At 38.6% G+C, this 19,536-nt stretch carries 27 protein-coding genes and 1 riboswitch; of the genes, 22 read left to right on the forward strand and 5 right to left on the reverse strand.

What is annotated here, in order from left to right:
• Positions 1 to 13 precede the first annotated feature (13 nt).
• Positions 14 to 757 (forward strand): pyruvate formate-lyase-activating protein, encoded by a 744-nt coding sequence (pflA, locus tag EEI45_RS02050; protein ID WP_125163953.1) that lies wholly within the window; start codon positions 14 to 16, stop codon positions 755 to 757.
• Positions 758 to 799: 42 nt separating this feature from the next.
• Here pflA and EEI45_RS02055 read toward each other — a convergent pair whose 3' ends face one another.
• The 5 genes from EEI45_RS02055 to EEI45_RS02070 all read right to left on the reverse strand — a co-directional run bounded on the left by EEI45_RS02055 (position 800) and on the right by EEI45_RS02070 (position 3,507).
• Positions 800 to 1,738 (reverse strand): IS30 family transposase, encoded by a 939-nt coding sequence (locus EEI45_RS02055; protein ID WP_125163807.1) that lies wholly within the window; start codon positions 1,736 to 1,738, stop codon positions 800 to 802.
• Between the two features lie 13 nt (positions 1,739 to 1,751).
• Positions 1,752 to 2,261, reverse strand: a complete 510-nt coding sequence (locus EEI45_RS08885; RefSeq protein WP_228410450.1) for a hypothetical protein — start codon at positions 2,259 to 2,261, stop codon at positions 1,752 to 1,754.
• 225 nt (positions 2,262 to 2,486) lie between these two features.
• Positions 2,487 to 2,648, reverse strand: a complete 162-nt coding sequence (locus EEI45_RS08890; RefSeq protein ID WP_228410451.1) for a hypothetical protein — start codon at positions 2,646 to 2,648, stop codon at positions 2,487 to 2,489.
• Positions 2,649 to 3,194 carry a DUF1700 domain-containing protein gene (locus EEI45_RS02065; protein ID WP_125163954.1) on the reverse strand — a complete coding sequence of 182 codons (546 nt, stop codon included), beginning with the start codon at positions 3,192 to 3,194 and terminating at the stop codon, positions 2,649 to 2,651.
• Positions 3,187 to 3,507 (reverse strand): PadR family transcriptional regulator, encoded by a 321-nt coding sequence (locus EEI45_RS02070; protein ID WP_125163955.1) that lies wholly within the window; start codon positions 3,505 to 3,507, stop codon positions 3,187 to 3,189. The genes EEI45_RS02065 and EEI45_RS02070 overlap by 8 nt, the downstream gene beginning before the upstream one ends.
• A 146-nt stretch (positions 3,508 to 3,653) precedes the next feature.
• Between EEI45_RS02070 and EEI45_RS02075 the strand changes: the two genes are divergently transcribed.
• From EEI45_RS02075 to tilS, 21 genes are all read left to right on the forward strand, one after another.
• Entirely contained in the window at positions 3,654 to 4,436 is a 783-nt protein-coding gene (locus EEI45_RS02075) for a threonine/serine exporter family protein (protein ID WP_228410452.1), read from the forward strand.
• On the forward strand, positions 4,433 to 4,885 hold the full coding sequence (locus EEI45_RS02080; RefSeq protein WP_125163957.1) for a threonine/serine exporter family protein: 453 nt from the start codon (positions 4,433 to 4,435) through the stop codon (positions 4,883 to 4,885). The genes EEI45_RS02075 and EEI45_RS02080 overlap by 4 nt, the downstream gene beginning before the upstream one ends.
• A gap of 28 nt (positions 4,886 to 4,913) precedes the next feature.
• Positions 4,914 to 5,816, forward strand: a complete 903-nt coding sequence (locus tag EEI45_RS02085) for a DUF7916 family protein (RefSeq protein ID WP_125163958.1) — start codon at positions 4,914 to 4,916, stop codon at positions 5,814 to 5,816.
• 85 nt (positions 5,817 to 5,901) lie between these two features.
• Positions 5,902 to 7,179, forward strand: a complete 1,278-nt coding sequence (locus EEI45_RS02090) for an APC family permease (protein WP_125163959.1) — start codon at positions 5,902 to 5,904, stop codon at positions 7,177 to 7,179.
• A 25-nt stretch (positions 7,180 to 7,204) separates the two neighbouring features.
• Complete coding sequence (locus tag EEI45_RS02095) at positions 7,205 to 7,585, forward strand: hypothetical protein (protein WP_125163960.1); 381 nt, start codon at positions 7,205 to 7,207, stop codon at positions 7,583 to 7,585.
• 75 nt (positions 7,586 to 7,660) lie between these two features.
• Positions 7,661 to 8,080 (forward strand): GNAT family N-acetyltransferase, encoded by a 420-nt coding sequence (locus tag EEI45_RS02100; protein ID WP_125163961.1) that lies wholly within the window; start codon positions 7,661 to 7,663, stop codon positions 8,078 to 8,080.
• On the forward strand, positions 8,077 to 8,238 hold the full coding sequence (locus tag EEI45_RS08525) for a hypothetical protein (RefSeq protein WP_164503747.1): 162 nt from the start codon (positions 8,077 to 8,079) through the stop codon (positions 8,236 to 8,238). The genes EEI45_RS02100 and EEI45_RS08525 overlap by 4 nt, the downstream gene beginning before the upstream one ends.
• A 200-nt stretch (positions 8,239 to 8,438) precedes the next feature.
• Positions 8,439 to 8,642 (forward strand): 50S ribosomal protein L31, encoded by a 204-nt coding sequence (gene rpmE, locus EEI45_RS02105; protein WP_125163962.1) that lies wholly within the window; start codon positions 8,439 to 8,441, stop codon positions 8,640 to 8,642.
• A gap of 155 nt (positions 8,643 to 8,797) precedes the next feature.
• The gene (locus EEI45_RS02110) at positions 8,798 to 9,409 is read left to right on the forward strand and encodes a thymidine kinase (RefSeq protein WP_164503768.1); all 612 of its coding nucleotides are present in this window, start codon (positions 8,798 to 8,800) and stop codon (positions 9,407 to 9,409) included.
• Complete coding sequence (gene prfA / locus EEI45_RS02115) at positions 9,409 to 10,488, forward strand: peptide chain release factor 1 (RefSeq protein ID WP_181950064.1); 1,080 nt, start codon at positions 9,409 to 9,411, stop codon at positions 10,486 to 10,488. Before EEI45_RS02110 ends, prfA begins: the two co-directional genes overlap by 1 nt.
• Positions 10,488 to 11,339, forward strand: a complete 852-nt coding sequence (prmC, locus tag EEI45_RS02120; RefSeq protein WP_125163965.1) for a peptide chain release factor N(5)-glutamine methyltransferase — start codon at positions 10,488 to 10,490, stop codon at positions 11,337 to 11,339. Before prfA ends, prmC begins: the two co-directional genes overlap by 1 nt.
• Before the next feature lie 57 nt (positions 11,340 to 11,396).
• Entirely contained in the window at positions 11,397 to 12,005 is a 609-nt protein-coding gene (locus EEI45_RS02125; RefSeq protein WP_125163966.1) for an L-threonylcarbamoyladenylate synthase, read from the forward strand.
• On the forward strand, positions 12,002 to 12,457 hold the full coding sequence (rpiB, locus tag EEI45_RS02130) for a ribose 5-phosphate isomerase B (RefSeq protein WP_125163967.1): 456 nt from the start codon (positions 12,002 to 12,004) through the stop codon (positions 12,455 to 12,457). Before EEI45_RS02125 ends, rpiB begins: the two co-directional genes overlap by 4 nt.
• Positions 12,454 to 13,686 carry a serine hydroxymethyltransferase gene (locus EEI45_RS02135; protein ID WP_125163968.1) on the forward strand — a complete coding sequence of 411 codons (1,233 nt, stop codon included), beginning with the start codon at positions 12,454 to 12,456 and terminating at the stop codon, positions 13,684 to 13,686. Before rpiB ends, EEI45_RS02135 begins: the two co-directional genes overlap by 4 nt.
• Positions 13,683 to 14,303 carry a uracil phosphoribosyltransferase gene (upp, locus tag EEI45_RS02140; protein ID WP_125163969.1) on the forward strand — a complete coding sequence of 207 codons (621 nt, stop codon included), beginning with the start codon at positions 13,683 to 13,685 and terminating at the stop codon, positions 14,301 to 14,303. Before EEI45_RS02135 ends, upp begins: the two co-directional genes overlap by 4 nt.
• A gap of 68 nt (positions 14,304 to 14,371) precedes the next feature.
• A complete protein-coding gene (locus tag EEI45_RS02145; protein WP_125163970.1) occupies positions 14,372 to 15,106 on the forward strand; it encodes a copper homeostasis protein CutC in 735 nt (244 codons plus the stop codon).
• A gap of 13 nt (positions 15,107 to 15,119) precedes the next feature.
• Positions 15,120 to 15,177, forward strand: a riboswitch (Fluoride riboswitch).
• 270 nt (positions 15,178 to 15,447) lie between these two features.
• Positions 15,448 to 16,368 carry a cation:proton antiporter domain-containing protein gene (locus tag EEI45_RS02150; RefSeq protein ID WP_267128137.1) on the forward strand — a complete coding sequence of 307 codons (921 nt, stop codon included), beginning with the start codon at positions 15,448 to 15,450 and terminating at the stop codon, positions 16,366 to 16,368.
• A gap of 91 nt (positions 16,369 to 16,459) precedes the next feature.
• Positions 16,460 to 16,660, forward strand: a complete 201-nt coding sequence (locus EEI45_RS02155) for a DUF1146 domain-containing protein (protein ID WP_018580299.1) — start codon at positions 16,460 to 16,462, stop codon at positions 16,658 to 16,660.
• Positions 16,661 to 16,688: 28 nt separating this feature from the next.
• Entirely contained in the window at positions 16,689 to 17,687 is a 999-nt protein-coding gene (mreB, locus tag EEI45_RS02160) for a rod shape-determining protein (RefSeq protein WP_003774334.1), read from the forward strand.
• Positions 17,688 to 17,796: 109 nt separating this feature from the next.
• Positions 17,797 to 18,342, forward strand: a complete 546-nt coding sequence (locus tag EEI45_RS02165; protein ID WP_228410453.1) for a hypothetical protein — start codon at positions 17,797 to 17,799, stop codon at positions 18,340 to 18,342.
• The gene (gene tilS, locus EEI45_RS02170; RefSeq protein ID WP_125163971.1) at positions 18,335 to 19,534 is read left to right on the forward strand and encodes a tRNA lysidine(34) synthetase TilS; all 1,200 of its coding nucleotides are present in this window, start codon (positions 18,335 to 18,337) and stop codon (positions 19,532 to 19,534) included. Before EEI45_RS02165 ends, tilS begins: the two co-directional genes overlap by 8 nt.
• The last annotated feature ends 2 nt before the right edge of the window (positions 19,535 to 19,536 follow it).

Here is a 19,536-nt window from a genome sequence, read left to right on the forward strand (position 1 = left end):
AGGAGATGTGACCATGAAAGACTCTAGAACCGGTTATGTTCGTAAATTTGAAACAATGGGAATGGTGGACGGACCGGGAATTCGTACCATCGCATTCTTATCAGGATGCCCATTACGTTGTTTATTTTGCCATAATCCTGATATGTGGAAAACAGATCCGGAAGATGCCATTACCGTTGATGAATTGATGGATAAGCTTCGCCGATTTAAGCCATATTTTGGTGAAGACGGAGGAGTAACCTTCTGTGGTGGGGAACCGCTCAACCAACCTGAATTTTTATATGAAGCAATGAAAGCATGTAAAGCCGAAGGCATTAGCACATGTTTGGATACTTCAGGTTTTGGACGTCCGGATACGTTTGATGATATTCTGAGTGTGACAGACACAATTCTTTACGATATTAAAGGATTGGAAGAAAAAAAATATCGTGAAATGACGAGTGCTCCAATTCGGGTTACACATCAATTCCTTGAGAAAGCACAAGAACATGGTGTTGCGACATGGATTCGTGTTGTTATTGTGCCAGGATTCCATGATACCTACGAATATATGGATGAACTTGCAGAATATATTGCACCGCTCAATAATATTGAACGCATTGAATTGCTCCCATATCATACAATGGGTGTTAATAAGTACAAACTCATCGATAAAGAATATCCACTTGAAGGTGTTCCGCCCATGAATCGTGATGTTTGTGCTGACTTACAAACATATTTACGTGAAAAAGTAGAAACACTTCGCAAAGAATTATAAAAAAATGACCAGTTCCTTTAGGAACTGGTTGTTTTTCTTTTATCAAATCTCAACCGCACCACTTTCACTTTTATTAAAGTCTATCTCATAGGCCGTTTTGAAGTCAAATATTTTTCGCGGCATTGAGTTAATTTTGAAGCAAATATCATCAAGATATTGTTGCGCTATATCATACATTGATTTTCCTTTTGGTATAAACCTTCTAACGATTGCATTCGCTCGTTCATTGGTTCCACGTTGAAAAGAACAGTATGGATCACACTTATATAGTTTCACACCCAACCGCTTGGCTGTAATTCCTAATGTTTTAAATTCAAGTCCATTATCTACTGTTATCGATTTCGTGGTTATATTATTCTCTTCAATAAATTTTCGAATTAAGTTTGATGTGTAATAGTCATATCGATATTCTGCTTTAATAAGCCAGGTCATTCTTGAGCAGCGGTCTACAATGGATATAATCGCTGCAGATTCATGTTTCTTACCGATTATAGAGTCGATTTCGAGATGGCCAATCTCGTTACGTTCCTCAATGTATTTAGGTCTAAGGCTAATTGGAAGTACCGTTTTCTCTTCCAAGTTCCATCTCAAGTGATTCATCATTCCACTAATTCTCTTTTTACGTTTTCGACGTTTATAGCACATTCTATTTGGTTTTATATCAAGTTTACCTTGATTAATCCAGTTATAGACTTGCTGCGATGAAACACACGGTTTATATGGATGATATCGTTTATAGTTACTCAAGCATACTTCTACCCAATGAACTTTAGGATCATAGTGAGAATGCAGATATTCGATTAAGTGGGAATATTTTTCTCGAATATCAATCGTTCGTTTCTTATAGACATTATTTTTATATCTAGAAATCGTAGAATGAGATATATTGAGTTTACGTGCTGCCTTGCGCATAGAGTAGCCGATGCTTAATAGAATATCAATTTGGTCTTTCATTTTTTTATCTAATTGTTTATACTTCATATGGGAGCTCCTTTTAGTGAACCGCACCCCGAATCTTGGACAAAGATGAGGAGGTGCGGTTGAGATTTGAATTTAGGTTGCTGAGTCCATTAGATTCATAGGTTATGGAAAAGCCTTCCATACCATGTCGGAAATGATGTTGTAAGGGACCGAGTGTACTTTGTTTTTTGCTATCATTAGGATTGGAGTATGAATTACTCATCCCATTCATTGTAATGGAATACGATCCAGAGGTGCCATGAGGGAATTCTGTATAAGCGGACATCGCATCCGATTCAATATCTAAATTACCAATAATTGAGTTGATGTAAGCCGATGTACTTAATCCATTAAGGCGAATTGACCCTCCACCATCATTGATTGTTATTTTGGTATTCATACTATCGATTTTATAGTCAGCGATTAAATTATGTGCGGTAATGTTTGAATTCATACCATCGATTGAAATGGGACGTACCGCATCATCGCCCAACCCTTCCAAAATAATATTGGATTTAATGGTTTCAAAATGTATTGTACCCATATAGGAAACAGGGATTTCAATTTCTAGGGAATCAAAATTTGAGATATTACATTTTCCAAAGTGACATGTGGACGGAATGGTTCCTACCGTCAATGTTTTATGATTGATTTCAGCACGATATTGCTCTAGGTTTCCAAATCCTTTAATTGTGATTTCTGGTTTTTCAACATATTTAACTGTTAATGTATTGATAATTCCTGTTTCAATTCGAATCGCTGAAACATCCTACTTAAATGTATGCGTAACGTCTTCAAAGTCATTAGGATTTAAAATGGTCGTTGAGTCATTGAGTACATTCTTGAGCGGGATTCCGATTGCGAAACTTAAGCAGACACATCCGCAGATTACCATTACAATCGGAATCCAAATTTTACGAACGCTTTTCATCTATGCATTACCTCCTAAATTAAATTGAAAGAATTTCTTAACGAGATAGTTTAGACCTTTAAAACCATAAATTGTAAGCCATGTGGTTCCGACGCCAAGGAGCAAAAGACCAAGTGATGTGAGGGCTAGAAGGCCGAATGTAGGGATGGTAATCATTGGTAAAATGCCTCCAAAAAGGAGGGGAATGGACACAAATGCTAAGACAATTCCTGAAATAAAGAATCCAAATAGAATCGCATAGGCCGCTAAGACAGGACCGATCAAGAAAAATGCAATAATGATTTTAACTAGAATTGTCAATACACGCTCCGAGGAATCGCTTTTAGGTTCATAATGATGTGGTTCTTCATAGATTCTGCCACCAGTATACTGACGTGCCATCTCAATTAGATCACCCAGTGTTCGTGAAATCTCAGCTTCTGTTTTTCCTTCGGCAAGTCCAAATTCAAAGTGCTCGTGGACATCTTGAATAATATCATCAATCTCGTTTTGTGGTAGAATTTGTAGATTTTTTCTCAGTATGTATAAATATTCATTTTTAGTCATGGTTTTCTCCTCCCAATAATTCATTTACATGGCCGGTAAATACGAACCATTCGTCGATGCGTGCTATGGTATAAGTTTTCCCTCGATCGGTTAGTTCATAATATTTCCGCGATGGGCCTTGGGTTGATTCCACCAATTTTGTGGAAACATATCCATCATCCTTAAGACGTTTCAAAAGTGGATAAATCGTTCCTTCAGTAATTTCGATGGTCTCAGAAATCTTACTGATTAATTCATATCCATAATATTCTTTTTGAGATAGCAGTGATAGAACGCAGAGCTCTAAGACGCCTTTTTTAAATTGAGTGTTCATAATCTCACCTCGTTAATACGATATATCACACAGTACCTTATTATACAAGGTAGTGTTTTTGTAATTTATTTCTGACTTGCATTTTCTCGGTAAATAAACCGCTATCGCGTGGATGTTTAAGGTATAATAAAGTTAGTTTAAGAAGAATGAAAGGGAATGAAATGGAAAAGACCGAGTATGAATTATTATTAGATGCTTGTATTTTAGCCGGAAAACTTATGATGGAAAACGGTGCGGAGATGCATCGTGTAGAAGATACAATGAATCGCATTTTGGAGTCTAAGCAAGGTGAAGGTGCTGGGGTTAGTTTTGTTTTACCTACGGGTATCTTTGTAACGACTTCAGATGGTGAACAAATTAAAATGAAGCGAATTCAAAAGCGTCGAAGTAATTTAGCGAAGTTAGCAGATGTAAACCAATTATCACGTCTCTTTAGTGCCAATGAAATTGATGTTTATGAACTCTATATGAGTTTGAAAGAAATAAATAGTGATGCAATGCAATATCCGGTATGGATGAAATATGTTGCGGCAGCATTCGTGAGTGCGTTTATGATGTTGATTTTTGAAGGGTCTCTTTTTGATTTTCCAATTACAATGCTTCTCGGAATGATTGGCTTTGGAATTCATTATTATGCTTCTAAAAAGTTAAATGTTAAGTTTATTGCGAAATTCATTGCCTCGTTTAGTATTGGTGTTTTGACGATTTGTTTACAAAGAAAGGGCCTTATTATAGATTTTGAGACGGTTATTATTGGAAGCATTATGTTGATGGTTCCTGGCATTCCTATCATGAATTCGATTCGTGATTTTCTTGTAGGCAATACAATATCGGGAACCGTATTTATGGTTGAGGCATTGTTTATTGCGATTATGATCGGTTCAGGTATCATGGCGTCACTTCAAGTAATGGCAGGTGTATTTCTATGATGACAATTGTGATACAGCTTGTGAGTGCATTTGCAGCAGCACTTGGATTTGGCATTATTATTGACGTACCAAAGCGTGCGTTGGTTTTTTGTGGCATCACGGGCATGATGGGATGGATTGTGAATTGGAGTTTGATACAACATGGATTTGATACGACATTAGCAATATTTATCGGTGCCGCAACGGTATCCATGTTATCCATGCAGTTTGCGAAGTACTTGAAAATGCCAACAACTGTTTTTAATATTCCTGCAATTTTCACATTAGTTCCAGGGATTATGGCCTATCAAACTGTAAAGGCATTTATTGGTGCTGATTATATATTGGGTATTGAATTACTCGTTCGAACCTTTACATTGTCAGTAACGATTGCGATTGCAATTGTTATGACAGAAGTCATTTATCGATTGGTGGTTCGTGTGATTCAACGTAAGTTTTGTCGTTCATAAAAAATGATAAACAAAAGGGGGAGTTATAATGAGTAAACGTATTTTAGATTGCAATGCGAGTGATTTTCTGACGATGGATGGTACAACCTTAAAGAATGCCATTAAGGCAGCAGAAGGTCGGACAATTTGTTCTGAAAATGTTGTTTTTGGCTCAGTCCAAGGGGGCATTACCAACGCAGAAGTTGCAAAGGCATTTGGTGCAGATTTAATTCTTCTCAATGGCTTTGATACACTCAAACCATTCATAGAGGGGCTTGGTGATTGTGAACCGCATGAAACGATACGAAAGCTTAAAAAGCTGGTAGGACGTCCCATTGGTGTGAATCTTGAACCGGGGGATTTTAAAGCAGCAATGTTAGAGTCGCAAGGCGTTATTGCCGAGGGCCGAATGTGTTCTGAGAAGACACTGAAAGCAGCTGAAAATCTTGGTTTTGATTTTATATGTCTTACTGGAAATCCTGGAACGGGTGTTACAAATCGTGAAATTGAGAAAGCGATTCAAAGTGCACGTACGCACTTTAGTGGAATGATTATTGCGGGGAAAATGCATGGTGCAGGCGTTGATGAATCGGTTGTTCCTAATGAAGCAACGCTAAAATCGTTTTGTGATGCGGGGGCGGATGTTATCTTGATGCCAGCAGTAGGAACGGTTCCGGGATTTACAGATGAAGAACTTATAAGTGCAATTAAAGTAGTTCATAATAACAAGGGTCTTGTCCTTACAGCTATAGGAACAAGTCAAGAAGGATCAAGTAAATCAGTTATTGAGAATATTGCAATTCGCAATAAGATTGCTGGTGCAGACATTCAACATATTGGTGATGCCGGTTATGGTGGACTTGCATTGGTGGAAAATATTTTTGCGCTCTCGGTTGCGATTCGTGGTATCCGCCACACGACAACCATTATGTCCCGTTCCATAAACCGTTAATACAATTTTTTAGAAAATGATACCCATTTTATCTGATTTCGTTTATCATTAGGTATAAATTCAATTTTCAGTTAGGATGGTAGACATGAAGAAAAAACTCGGTTTATTGAGCATCATTTTATTAGGCATTAACGCTATTATTGGTTCAGGTATTTTTCTTTTACCGAATAAAGCAATGGCACTCATGGGAACAGCAAGTTTAGGTGTTTTTATTTTCAATATGTTTGTTGTGATGAGTATCGGATTGTGTTTTGCGGAGGCGGCAACGTATTTCAATAAAAACGGTGGTCCCTACGTTTATGCGAAAGAAGCATTTGGTGACTTTATCGGCTTTGAAGTTGGTTTTATTAAGTGGGCCATTTGTATCATTGCTTGGGCCACCATGGCCGTAGCGTTCGCAACAGCGCTTGGACAAATTATTCCAGCAGCTCAAGACCCAATGATACAAAATTGTGTGGTCGTTTGTATTTTAGTGGGACTCGGGATTGTGAATGTGATAGGGGTTAATGTATCTAAGATTCTAAATAATGTCGTGACGGTTTCAAAACTGGTGCCCATGCTCATGTTTATTGTGATTGGAATCTTTTTTATTCAACCGGGTAATTTCCACCCGGTACAAATCGAATCAACCGGTAATTTTGGAAAAACAGCATTGCTGTTATTTTATGCATTTACCGGATTCGAAAACATTTCGGTTGCTGCAGAGGATATGGAAAATCCGCAGAAGGATTTACCGAAGGCAACGGTGATAGTGATGATTGTTGTTTCGTTTTTCTATTTTTTCATACAGCTGGTATCAATTGGAATTCTAGGACCAGAACTTGCGAACATTCCAACACCGATTCAGACTGCAATGGGGATGATATTAGGTCCTTTTGGATCTGCACTGGTCGCAGCGGGTACGCTTGTTTCTATAGGTGGTATAAATATTGCGAATTCATTTGTTACACCACGATGCGGTGTTGCACTTGCGGATGACGGATTACTTCCTTCATTTATCAGTAAACGAAGTAAACGTAATACACCCACATATGCCATCTTAATTTCAGTTGGTGTTGCAATTCCGATTGCACTCTCAGGGAGTTTCGCAACGCTTGCTGCAATCAGTGTTGTTTCGCGATTTGCACAATATATACCTACATGTTTATCTGTTTTGGTCTTTCGCAAACGCAATCAGCCTACGGAATTTGACTTTAAAATGCCCTTAGGTCCAGTTATTCCGCTTTTTGCGATTACCGTAAGTTTTTGGATGTTATCACAAGCAACCATGGAACAACTGCTTTGGGGGCTTGCAGGCTTGCTTATTGCAGTGCCTTTCTACTTTATAATGAAGTACAAGCGTCAAGATCCAACTGAGGCTTGATTGAACAAACAAAAGGGGTGTTAACATGAAAAAAAATAAAGAGAGTCTTTCCCTTTATGCACCAATCTATATCATCATTGCTATCGGCTTAGGGTGGCTTGTTTTTTCAAGGACCGGTAACTTCTTTTTTATAACGACATATCTTCTCGATATTGCTATCATCATGTCTGGGGTGGGTGTGTATAAATATAATCGAGAGTCCTTAAGTCATTTTGAAACGCCAGTTCTTTCAAAAGAAGTGCGATTTTTAGGTGTGTTTCTTCTGTGTTTATTTGGGATTAGTATCTTTTTATTTTTAACGCATCGTCTCGAGTTGGCCTATCTGATTACAGTGTCGATGCTTGTTGCCGTGGGCACGCTTGATTTTACGTTGAAATACAAAGAACTAAGAAATCGAACAAAGTAAAACCAATGAAACAATGCATCCAGTTGTGTAATCGATTCATAAAGCATACAATAATCATAAAGGTGGTGATCCTTTATGATTACGTATCAACAAGATATCAAACTTGAATTGAACGATGTTTTGAAGCTGTATAAAGATGCGGGTTGGTATACCTATACAAACAATCCGGAAAAACTCATGCGAGCGATTGAAAATTCAATGATCACGCTTACGGCCTGGGATATGAACCAACTTGTAGGACTTATCCGTGCTGTCGGTGATGGCGAGACCATTCTCTATGTTCAGGATTTGCTTATTCTGAATGAATACCAACGTCAGGGAATTGGGCAAACACTTCTGTTGACATTATTATCTCTGTATCCCGACGTTCGACAAACGGTCTTGGTAACCGATAATAATCCAAAACTCATAGAATTTTACAAACGAATTCCCATGACACTTATTGAGGATGCCCAGGGGAAATGCTTCGTAAAATATCGGAAAGGGGTCTCATGAAAGAAAACGGTTATGGCATTGGATTCGGACTCTTAATTGGAACGACGGTCGGAGTTCTGACGAACCACCTATCTACCTACTCAATGGTTGTGGGACCAAGTTTCGGACTTTTAATTGGCATTATCATTGAAAACATCATTAAAGCATACAAAAACTAAGCGCTCATTTTAAGTCGGCTAAAGGCGCAAATAAGGCTTAAAAAGGCATTCATTTCAATTTGAATTCAAAGCAAACTGGGGTGTGTTAAAATTTCATGATATGCATAAGCAATTTTATTGCGCTTTACTATCGGATATGATATTATAACTTAGCACTTATCTAAAGTGAAAAAACTTTAGGCGGAAGGAGACATGTACATATGAAAAAAGGAATTCATCCAGAATACCACCAAACTAAAATTGTTTGTTCATCTTGTAATACTGAAATTGAAGTTGGTTCAACAGCAACAGATCTACGTGTAGATACTTGCTCAAACTGCCATCATTTCTATACAGGTAAACAACGTTTTGCTAATGCAGCTGGACGTATTGACAAGTTCAATAAGAAATATGGTATAAAATAAGGTTCAACCTTATAAACAATGAAAAGAGTGTTGGCGACAACGCTCTTTTTTATGAGTAAATTATGAAATGTAAAAATATAGTGTTATTTTTAGGACTTTGTGTATTAATTTTGTTAAAATACGATAGAATAATAATGATGAGGTGAAAGAATATGATGTATCATCAATATCAAGAGGGTTATATCGAAGTCATTACAGGCTGCATGTTCGCTGGAAAGACTGAAGAGCTAATTCGTCGTATTAATGTTTTAAAATTTGCACATAAAAACATTATTGTTTTTAAGCCAGCTGTGGATAATCGCTACAGTGACAGTAAGGTCGTTTCGCATGCGGGAACTAGCGTGCAGAGTGTTGTAGTTGATAATGCGACAGACATCTTAAAATACGTTACGAAAGAAACGGATGTTGTTGCGATTGATGAAGTTCAATTCTTTGATGAAGAAATTGTTAAGGTGTGTGACCATCTTGCTTTAGAAGGCAAACGTGTGATGGTTGCGGGTCTTGACATGGATTTTCGTGGTGAACCTTTTGGCGTAATTCCTAAATTAATGACTACTGCAGAGTTTGTAACAAAACTAACGGCGGTTTGTACAGAATGTGGCGCACCCGCGACACGTACACAACGCTTAGTAAATGGAAAACCAGCATCCTATCATGACCCCGTTGTGATGATTGGTGCGAGTGAAGCGTATGAAGCACGTTGCCGACACGACCATATTGTTTTGGACAAACCTCAAATTAATGGATATAGCGAAGGTGATAAATAATGATGGAAAAAACAATGAGAGACCGTCTTGAAAAGATCCAAGCACGTGATGAAGAAATCACTGAAATGATGATGTCTTCAGAAGTGTTGTCGGATCGTAAAATGATGGCAAAATTAGGTAAAGAGCAATCGTCCATGCAACAAGTCTTGCATGCATACCGACAATTCTTAGAAGCAGAAGACTTTTTCACGCAAGCACAAGAAATGCTTGCGGTCGATGAGCCTGAGTTGCAAGAACTTGCAGCGATGGAATCTGCGGAATATTCTGAAAAAATGGTAAAAATTATTGAAGAACTCGAAGTTCTGTTGGTTCCTAAAGACCCATCAGATTCCTTTGATGCAATTGTGGAAATTCGTGGAGCAGCGGGTGGCGATGAAGGAAATATCTTCGCAGGTGACTTATACCGTATGTACACCCGATATGCAGAAAGTCTTGGATACAAATATGAATTAATTGAAGCAATGGATGCTGAAGCGGGTGGATATTCTTTAATTTCATTCGTTGTTAAAGGTGCGGAACCATTCCGTCACTTTAAATTTGAATCGGGAGCACATCGTGTTCAACGTGTGCCAAAAACAGAAACACAAGGTCGAATTCATAGTTCAACTGCAACCGTACTCGTTTTAGCGGATGTTGAGGATGAAGAAATTGATATTGATCCAAACGATCTTGAAATCGATACAATGCGATCATCCGGTGCCGGTGGACAACACGTTAATAAAACGGACTCAGCAGTCCGTATTTTTCACAAACCTACAGGGATTGCAGTGAAGTGTCAAGATGGTCGTTCACAACACGATAATAAAGATAAAGCAATGCGCTTAATTCGTGCTCGTGTTTATGAAGAACACCAACGTCGAGTACAAGCAGAACGTCATGGCGAACGTCAGTCGAAAGTTGGTACTGGAGACCGTTCTGAAAAAATACGTACATACAACTATCCACAAAATCGTGTGAGTGATCACCGAATTGGATTAACATTACAAAAATTAGATATTATTATGGAAGGTAAGTTGGATGAAATTGTTAATGCTCTTCTTGAGCAAGAACAAAAAGAAATCCTTGAACAAGGTGCTTAATGACTTATAAAGATTTAGTTAATGAGGGAACAGCGATTCTCGACAAAGCAAATATCTATACGGGCTTCGCTCGTGTTTTGATGCTTGAACTTTTACGAGATCAAGACTTGGATATGTTTGCTATTTACAATGAAACGGTTGATGCTGTTTTCTCTGACGAATATCGAAATAAGATCAATCAATTAACTACAGACGAGCCTTTAGGGTATGTCTTGGGCTATGAATGGTTCTACGGCTATAAAATGTTTGTGAATGAGGGAGTTCTTATACCGCGTTCAGAAACTGAAGAGCTTGTGGGTCATCTTTTATCGGATATTGATGCACATTTTGATACACCCGTAATTGCGGATGTTGCTTGTGGTAGTGGTGCTATCGGCATTGCTTTAGCGAAAGAATTAAACTTAAAAGTATATGCTTCGGATATTAGTGAAGAAGCATTGGAAGTAGCACGCCATAATGCGGATTACAACCAAGCAGATATGGAATTTATGCAAGGAGATATGTTAGAACCATTAATCGAGAAAAATATTAAACTTGATGTTCTAGCATGTAATCCACCTTATATTAAAAATACAGAACATATTCAAACATCGGTATTAAATAATGAACCTCATGTTGCCTTATTTGGTGGTGAGGATGGTTTGTTTTTCTATCGCAAAGTGTTTGAAAAGGCACATCTTGTTTTAAACGATAAAGCAGTGATGGCTTTTGAGATTGGTTTTGATATTGGAGAAGCCGTTGTTTCTTTAGCTCAAGAATTTTTTAGTGACGCTAAGATTGTGCTTCGTCAAGACATCAATGGCCTTGATCGTATGGTCTTTGTCTACAAGGGTATTAATCACGAAGATTAGTATCTTTTTTTGGGGGATGTGTATGATAAAATAGACGTAGAGAGTAGAGGAAACGATATGGATACAAAACGATTTAATAAAGATCAAAGTGATGATATTGCACAAATGATTCAAGAGGGTGGGCTTGTCGCGATTATGACGGATACAGTATATGGCTTGGCTGCAAGCAGTGCCGATGGTGCTTTGTATCAAAAGCTAAAGGATGCGAAGGAACGTCCTGAGAATAAACCATTCCCATTGATGGTTGGTTCCCTTGATCAAATTGAGTGCGTTGCGGAATTAACAGACCGTGATCGTCACCTCATGAAAACCTTTATGCCAGGTGCTGTGACATTTATTTTTAATATCAAAGATGGCGTGTTCCCTTTCTTAGGCGATCAACGCACAATTGGTATTCGTATGGCAGATGATGTATGGGTTCAAGACATTATTAATAAAGTAGGCTATCCAATTTGGCTTCCATCCGCAAATCGTTCTGGGTTTGATACTGCAATTTCATCGGACATGGTTATTGATCAACTTGATGGCCGTATTGAAGGTGTGGTTTTGGGAGAGTGTGTCGGAGGGGTTTCATCCAGTGTGTTTGATATTACAGGGGATGAAATTAAGTGTTTACGACAAGGTGTTATTACATTAGAAGAAATCAATAAGGAGGTAGGATTATGAAAATCGCTATAGCAGCGGACCACGGAGGGTTTGAAACAAAAGAGGGACTCCGTTTAGTTTTAGAAGAAATGGGTCATGAAGTTAAGGATTTCGGGGTTTACTCCGAGGAATCCCAGGACTATCCTGATTTTGCGTATCCTGCTGCAAAAGCAGTAGCAGAAGGTTTGTATGATCGAGGTGTTGTTGTTTGTGGAACCGGTGTTGGGGTTTCAATCGTGGCGAATAAGGTAAAAGGGATTCGCTGTGCGCTTGTGACAAGTACGGAAGTTGCTCAACTTACACGTGAGCACAATGATTCAAATATGCTCGCATTGGGAGGCCGTACAACGCCTTATGAAACCAATGTCGCAATTCTTAAGACATGGATTGAGACACCATACAGTGAAGATGCACGTCATGGTCGTCGTATTTGTAAGATATCTGATTTAGAGACCAAGGAGGGCCGTGAATGAGAGATACAAAAGTATTTGAAGCCATTGAATTAGAAGAGCAACGTCAACTTGATCACATTGAGTTAATTGCTTCAGAAAATTATGTTTCAGATCAAGTACTGGAAGTTACCGGAAGCATTCTAACGAATAAATATGCGGAAGGGTATCCTGGAAAACGCTATTATGGCGGTTGTGAGTATGTGGATGTTATTGAAAATTTAGCGATTGACCGTCTTAAAGAAATTTATGGTGCAGAGCACGCGAATGTTCAACCCCATAGTGGCTCTCAAGCGAATATGGCCGTGTATATGACTGTATTAGAACATGGTGATGTAGTTTTAGGGATGGATTTAAATTCGGGTGGTCATCTTACTCATGGACACCAATTAAACTTCTCGGGAATTAATTACACATTCTTCGGATATGGTGTTGATAAACACACTGAAATGATTGATTATGACTATGTATTGAAAAGAGCCTTAGAAGTTCAACCTAAATTAATCGTGGCAGGAGCAAGTGCATATTCTCGCGAAATTGACTTCAAACGTTTTAAAGAAATTGCGGATGAGGTTGGCGCTTATCTTATGGTAGATATGGCTCATATTGCTGGTCTTGTAGCTTCAGGACTTCATCAAAGTCCCGTTCCTTATGCAGACTTTGTAACAACAACAACGCATAAAACACTGCGCGGTCCGCGTGGGGGAGCAATTCTCTGTAAAGAAAAATATGCTCGTAAACTGGATCGATCCGTATTCCCTGGAATGCAAGGGGGACCTTTAATGCATGTGATTGCAGGAAAGGCTGTGTGCTTCTATGAAGCGTTGCAACCAAATTTCAAAACATATCAAAAACAAGTTATCTGGAATGCACAAACACTTGCAGATGCGTTTGCGGATTTAGGATACCGTTTGGTAAGTGGTGGAACCGATAACCATTTAATTCTTGTGGATGTGAAAAACAGCATAGGAATGACGGGGGCACATGCGGAAAAAGTCCTTGATAAAGTAGGTATTACCATAAACAAAAATGCAATTCCTTTTGATTCGGAAAGACCAGCAGTCACCAGTGGAATCCGTCTAGGATCTCCTGCAATGACAAGTCGCGGCTTTAAAGAGGAAGAGTTTAAAAAGATTGCTTATTGGGTTCATGAAGCATTGACGCACTATGAAGACGAAGAAATCTTGACACGAATTAGTAATGAAGTAAAAACATTAACACGTCAATACCCGGTGAGAGGAGAAAGAATATGATTACAGTATTAAATCACCCATTAATTACACATAAACTTACACAAATGAGAATGGAATCAACAAAAACAAAGGATTTCCGTCAAAATCTCGATGAAATAGCAGGTCTAATGGCCTATGAAATCACACGTGATCTCAAATTAGATCCAATTACAATTCACACACCATGTGGAGAATATGATACATTTGAAATGAAACGTGATGTTGTTTTAGTTCCGATTTTACGTGCAGGCCTTGGTATGGTTGATGGAATTCAAAATTTAATTCCAACAGCAAAAGTAGGACATGTTGGTGTATATCGTGATGAAGAAACACTGATGCCACATGAATATTTCGCAAAATTCCCTGAAAATCTAGCAGAATCTGAAGTCTTGGTTTTAGACCCAATGTTAGCAACAGGTGGTAGTGCAGATGCAGCGATTGAAATCGTTAAAAAACATGGGGCAAAGACAATTAAACTTGTTTGTCTTGTTGGTGCACCTGAAGGGGTAGAGCTTATCAAAAAAGCACATCCAGATGTTGATATTTTCTTAGCGGCATTGGATGAAAAACTCAATGACGATGGCTATATTGTTCCAGGTCTTGGTGATGCTGGAGACCGTATTTTCGGTACGAAATAATTTCCAAACCACAGTTTTTCTGTGGTTTTTTGTTTTGATTCATGCATTACTAAAAGGAGGGGTTCACCATGATTGTGGAAGTGTGTGCAGGAAGTGTAGAAGATTGTATTGTTGCGAATGCATGCGGTGCAAATCGTATTGAACTAAACAGTGGTCTTTATCTCGGTGGTTTAACACCGAGTGTGGGCATGCTTATATCAGCGAAAAAATATACGACGTTACCAATTATTACGATGGTTCGTCCCCGCGGCGGCGGATTTTTTTACTCTATGATAGAGTTTGAGACAATGGTTCTTGATGCAGAGCGCTTAATTCAAAGTGGATCCGATGGTTTGGTTTTTGGGTTTCTAAATGAAGATGCCTCAGTAAATAAAGAACGAACCCAACAATTCGTAGCGATGTGTAAAAGTGCGGGAATTGAATCTGTATTTCATCGTGCTTTTGATTGTGTGAACGATCCCATTCAAGCAATCGAAGATTTAATTGCTTGTGGGGTTGATCGTGTATTAACAAGTGGTCTACAAGCTCAAGCAGGCGCGGGCACCGATTTATTGGCAGACCTTAATGCGAAGTATTCTGGGAAAATTGAATTTTGTGTGGGTGCAGGCGTGAATGAGCACAACGCTTTAGAAATTGTGGATAAAACAGGGATTACACAACTTCACAGCTCATTTAAAACGTGGTATTTGGACCCGACAACTCAAAATGATACGGTATCGTATGCTTATAGTGATTTAGGTGCCTTCGAGGGTGTGAGTGAGGAAAAACTCAAAGTGTTTATCAAGACGATTCAAAGTCGATAAAATCTGTTATAATATTAAAAACGGTGATGGAGTTCACCATAATTGCGACAGCTGATAACTCCTACATAGACCATAGGGTCTTTTTGTAGGAGTTTTTTTTATGGAGGCGTTATGATTTATACAATCGTGTTAATTATTGCTTTAGGTTTTCTTTTGAAAAAGGTAGGACTAAGACTACACCTACCACCGTTGATTTTGTTGGTTCTTATGGGAATGGTTATAGGGCCTTTTGGGTTGGATTGGATTCATCCAACGATTCAAGGGTTATCCCCGACATTAGAGGTGTCGCTCTGATCATTATTCTGTTAAGGGCGGGGTTTGGGATTGATCGCGAAAATCTTATGCACGTGGGTCGACCAGCGTTACTTCTAAGCTTTGTACCGGGAGTTTTTGAGGCGGTGACGGTAATGGCTCTAAGTGTCTACTTATTGGGGTTCACTGTAATACAAGGCGGGATGATGGGGTTTATTTTAGCCGCGGTGTCACCGGCTGTTGTTGTTCCCATGATGGTTTATCTTGAAAAGAGCCAAATAGGCACAGAAAAAAAGATTCCGACACTCATATTGGCTGGAGCTTCCGTGGATGATGTAGTCGCTATCTCAATCTTCTCTGTTTTTCTAAGTCTTGCGACTGCAAGGACGGCCTCAATGCTTCAAATTATGCTTAGATTACCCGTAATGATAGTTTCTGGAATTATTTCCGGGGTAATGCTGGGGCGCCTTATCAGTGCATTGGGGAAGCATACAAAATACACGGTAGTCCTTCTACTCTTTCTCGCTTTTGTTTTACAAAAAACAGAAAGCGTCTTTCCGGTTGCATCACTTCTAGGAATTATGGTGAGTGCCATAACAATTAAAGAGTATAATCCACAGATATCGGATTATCTTTCGCAGGCGATGGATTCACTCTGGATGGTTGCGGAGGTGTTTCTTTTTGTGCTGGTTGGTGCGCAAGTGGATTTTAAAGCCGCGCAGTCATCGGGTATAATCGGAGTTGTGATCATTATTGGTGCTCTTTTGATGCGTATGGTCGGTGTGTTTATTTCATTGATTAGAACAGATTTAAAGCTTAAGGAACACGTTTTTGTAGCAATTTCATACATACCAAAGGCAACAGTTCAAGCCGCGATTGGTGGTACACCCTTGGCGCTTGGATTGGCACATGGCGATGTAATTCTTGCGTTATCGGTGCTTGCGATTTTAATGACAACACCTTTGGGAGCAATTGGAATGAATTTAAGCGCAAAGGGACTTCTGGAATGAACGAAAAACAAGAATATCGTAAATTTTGTTATTTTATATTATCAATGGAATTTCGATGTGTTATTTGGTATAGTAATATAGGTGAATAATTATGCATGATATCCAAAGAATTGTTTTATATTTCGTATGTTTTCTCGCAAGTGCGTATGCGCTCAGTGGGATTGATTTTCATAAAGTGATGCGAAAAGGTAGTGAAACGCGTATTCAATTACTCTACATATTCTTATCTCTTGGATTAGGTTATGTTGTAGCGCAGTTTTTAATGGGATTATCATTCGCTTATTTCATGTAGAAAAGACGAGAGAATTGGAGGACAAAGAATGTTTTCAAAAGCAGTCGGAATTGACTTAGGTACCGCAAATATTTTAATTTATGTAAAAGGCGAAGGCGTCGTTTTAGACGAACCTTCTGTAGTATCCATTGATGCTGAAACTAAAAAATGCCTTGCTGTAGGACAATCAGCAAAAGATATGTTAGGACGTACACCAGGACGTGTTCTAGCAATTCGTCCATTGAAGGATGGGGTTATTGCAGATTTTGAAGTGACAGAAATGATGCTTCAATATTTTGTTAGAAAATTAAACCTGAAGGGGATGTTTTCTCGACCAACAATTTTAATTTGCTGTCCATCAAACATTACATCTGTAGAACGTAAAGCGATCAGTGATGCTGCTTACCGTGCAGGTGCAAAACGTGTTTACATCGAAGAGGAACCAAAGGTTGCTGCAGTAGGAGCAAATCTTGATATTTCTAAACCAGCGGGATCAATGGTTTTAGATATAGGTGGAGGAACAACGGATGTTGCAATCCTTTCACTTGGAGAAATCGTAACAAGTACCTCACTAAAAGTTGCGGGAGACCGTTTAGATCATGACATTATCAAATATGTTAAAGATACTTATAAACTTTTAATTGGTGATCGTACCGCTGAAGAAATTAAAACACATATTGGAACTGCTCGTATTGACAGTGTCAAAGACATGGAACAAACTACAATTGCGGTCAGTGGTCGCGATTTAGTTACAGGTCTTCCAAATACAATTACATTAAAAGCGGAAGAAACAGCGAATGCAATGCACGAAAGTCTTCAAGATATTGTTCGCGCATGCCGTACTGTTCTTGAACAAACACCTCCTGAATTATCAGCAGATATTGTAGGACGAGGAATTGTCCTTACAGGTGGTGGTGCTCTATTACATGGCCTTGATGAATTAATTTCACATGAATTAAGTATTCCAGTTTATGTTGCTGAAAACGCATTAACTTGTGTAGCTGAAGGAACAGGAATCATGTTAGAAAACTTAGACTTAGTACGATAATTACAACTAAGTGTTTTAAAAAGAGCCAATGGCTCTTTTTATTTAGGGAGTATTCTATTAAAAGATTATCTAGTTTCGGAGGGATTTTTATGATGAAACTAGAACCTGGTTGGCTAAAAAATGTGAAAACCGGTCCATTCATCGGACGGTTGAAGATTATTTAAATACATATCGAAGTTATATTTATCTGTTGCCACCCTACTATATTCGAAAAGAATGTATCAGTGGTCTGAATCGAATGTGTCGGCAAAAAAATTGGTCGTGTGAATCGTTGAATTTGAGTGTATCGATTGGGGATATCTGTTATATGGAGTTTGGGCAGGCTTTTATCAATGAAGCCGGTTATCAACATTTTGGATTGGTTATGGGAATTTTCAACTATAAACTATTTGTCGTACCGATGACTTCAAATTATGAAATTATTCAGCAGGCGCGCAATATTAATCAGTTGGGAAAGCGCCATTTATATTACATTGGGCAGATTCCGGGTCTAAATAAGTCTTCGGTACTCTTCCTTAACGATTGTAAATATGTTAATTCAGCAAGAGTGATTTCAATTAATGGACGAATTGATCCGAATGGACCGATGTTTAAAGAAATTCGTGATCTGATTATAAAAGAAACGTTTGGTATGGAGGTAAGTGAAGATGCATAAACAATGGATTGTAGGTGTATCGGGAGGCCCTGATTCAATGGCCCTTCTCGATAAACTTTCGCAACAAGGCATAGATTGTGTTGCGGCCCATGTTAACTATGGTAAAAGAGAAACAAGTCAACGTGACGAAGACATCGTCAAAGCATATTGTGAAAAACATCAGATCACATTCGAATGCTTGAACTATATCGATGATGGTCAAAACCATAATTTTCAACACCAAGCGCGGGAGTTTCGTTATGCCTTCTTTAGAAATCTTGTAAATAAGTATCAAGCCGAAGGCGTCGCGGTTGCCCACCACTTTAACGATGATTTGGAGACGTATCTTTTCCAAAAAAAACGAAATATGGAAAGTGAGCACATTGGCTTGGCCGAGTATACACAAATCATGGGGATTACAGTTTGGCGTCCGCTTTTGGATATGACAAAAGCAATGATTCTTAAGTATTGTGAAGAACAGCAAATTCATTTTGGTATTGATGAATCGAATTTAAGTCTTGACTATACACGCAACCAAATACGTCATGAGATTTCGAAGATGGATAAGGCATCATATGAAAGTTTAGTTAAAGAAATGGTTGCTGCAAAGCAATGTGGTGAAAAAAGGAGTAAAATAGTGAGGAGTATCGCCTTACAATTGGGTTCTAAAGTTAAGGTCGATATGTATGCTCTAATCCAGGATGGAATACGGACACGCGTGCTTCGTTTGTGGATGTCACAACATGGAGTCGATACGCATACAATGAGTGGACGTTTTCTGAAAGAACTTGATGAACTCATTCTGCAAGAAAAGGCATTTCTCCAGTTTGGGGACATGCGGCTGAGTTCAAGTTATGGTGAACTATCCCTTGCAAAAAACGCTGCATTTGAATATCACTATAATGAGATAAGGTATGAATCTACGAATCATTTTATCTTAAGTAAGACGGGTCAAACGATTCAAGGTGTAACCCTTTCTGAATCTGATTTTCCAATTGTGATTCGAAATGCCCGTGAGGGAGATGCAATTAAAATGCGGTTTGGAACGAAGTCATTAAATCGATTCTTTATTGATCGAAAAATACCACGTCATGAACGTGAATTGTGCCCTGTTATTGTGAATTCTTCGCAACAAATTGTGTTTGTTGTGGGAATGGGTTGTGATGCGCATCATTACTCTAACAATCCCAATCTTTTTATGTTAGAATTATAGTT

Source organism: Erysipelothrix piscisicarius (assembly GCF_003931795.1).
In the GTDB taxonomy this organism is placed as follows: domain Bacteria; phylum Bacillota_I; class Bacilli_A; order Erysipelotrichales; family Erysipelotrichaceae; genus Erysipelothrix; species Erysipelothrix piscisicarius.

Excerpts from the sequence above, each read along its gene's own strand:
- EEI45_RS02155 (WP_018580299.1), top strand. The coding sequence starts at position 16,460 with ATGCATGATATCCAAAGAATTGTTTTATATTTCGTATGTTTTCTCGCA.
- EEI45_RS02095 (WP_125163960.1), top strand. The coding sequence starts at position 7,205 with ATGAAAAAAAATAAAGAGAGTCTTTCCCTTTATGCACCAATCTATATC.
- EEI45_RS08525 (WP_164503747.1), top strand. The coding sequence starts at position 8,077 with ATGAAAGAAAACGGTTATGGCATTGGATTCGGACTCTTAATTGGAACG.
- upp (WP_125163969.1), top strand. The coding sequence starts at position 13,683 with ATGATTACAGTATTAAATCACCCATTAATTACACATAAACTTACACAA.
- EEI45_RS02145 (WP_125163970.1), top strand. The coding sequence starts at position 14,372 with ATGATTGTGGAAGTGTGTGCAGGAAGTGTAGAAGATTGTATTGTTGCG.
- EEI45_RS02150 (WP_267128137.1), top strand. The coding sequence starts at position 15,448 with ATGCACGTGGGTCGACCAGCGTTACTTCTAAGCTTTGTACCGGGAGTT.
- rpmE (WP_125163962.1), top strand. The coding sequence starts at position 8,439 with ATGAAAAAAGGAATTCATCCAGAATACCACCAAACTAAAATTGTTTGT.
- EEI45_RS08890 (WP_228410451.1), bottom strand. The coding sequence starts at position 2,648 with ATGAAAAGCGTTCGTAAAATTTGGATTCCGATTGTAATGGTAATCTGC.
- EEI45_RS02080 (WP_125163957.1), top strand. The coding sequence starts at position 4,433 with ATGATGACAATTGTGATACAGCTTGTGAGTGCATTTGCAGCAGCACTT.
- EEI45_RS02090 (WP_125163959.1), top strand. The coding sequence starts at position 5,902 with ATGAAGAAAAAACTCGGTTTATTGAGCATCATTTTATTAGGCATTAAC.
- EEI45_RS02110 (WP_164503768.1), top strand. The coding sequence starts at position 8,798 with ATGTATCATCAATATCAAGAGGGTTATATCGAAGTCATTACAGGCTGC.
- EEI45_RS02135 (WP_125163968.1), top strand. The coding sequence starts at position 12,454 with ATGAGAGATACAAAAGTATTTGAAGCCATTGAATTAGAAGAGCAACGT.
- mreB (WP_003774334.1), top strand. The coding sequence starts at position 16,689 with ATGTTTTCAAAAGCAGTCGGAATTGACTTAGGTACCGCAAATATTTTA.
- rpiB (WP_125163967.1), top strand. The coding sequence starts at position 12,002 with ATGAAAATCGCTATAGCAGCGGACCACGGAGGGTTTGAAACAAAAGAG.
- prmC (WP_125163965.1), top strand. The coding sequence starts at position 10,488 with ATGACTTATAAAGATTTAGTTAATGAGGGAACAGCGATTCTCGACAAA.
- EEI45_RS02055 (WP_125163807.1), bottom strand. The coding sequence starts at position 1,738 with ATGAAGTATAAACAATTAGATAAAAAAATGAAAGACCAAATTGATATT.
- tilS (WP_125163971.1), top strand. The coding sequence starts at position 18,335 with ATGCATAAACAATGGATTGTAGGTGTATCGGGAGGCCCTGATTCAATG.
- prfA (WP_181950064.1), top strand. The coding sequence starts at position 9,409 with ATGATGGAAAAAACAATGAGAGACCGTCTTGAAAAGATCCAAGCACGT.
- EEI45_RS02100 (WP_125163961.1), top strand. The coding sequence starts at position 7,661 with ATGATTACGTATCAACAAGATATCAAACTTGAATTGAACGATGTTTTG.
- pflA (WP_125163953.1), top strand. The coding sequence starts at position 14 with ATGAAAGACTCTAGAACCGGTTATGTTCGTAAATTTGAAACAATGGGA.
- EEI45_RS08885 (WP_228410450.1), bottom strand. The coding sequence starts at position 2,261 with ATGGGTACAATACATTTTGAAACCATTAAATCCAATATTATTTTGGAA.
- EEI45_RS02075 (WP_228410452.1), top strand. The coding sequence starts at position 3,654 with ATGAAAGGGAATGAAATGGAAAAGACCGAGTATGAATTATTATTAGAT.
- EEI45_RS02065 (WP_125163954.1), bottom strand. The coding sequence starts at position 3,194 with ATGACTAAAAATGAATATTTATACATACTGAGAAAAAATCTACAAATT.
- EEI45_RS02070 (WP_125163955.1), bottom strand. The coding sequence starts at position 3,507 with ATGAACACTCAATTTAAAAAAGGCGTCTTAGAGCTCTGCGTTCTATCA.
- EEI45_RS02125 (WP_125163966.1), top strand. The coding sequence starts at position 11,397 with ATGGATACAAAACGATTTAATAAAGATCAAAGTGATGATATTGCACAA.
- EEI45_RS02085 (WP_125163958.1), top strand. The coding sequence starts at position 4,914 with ATGAGTAAACGTATTTTAGATTGCAATGCGAGTGATTTTCTGACGATG.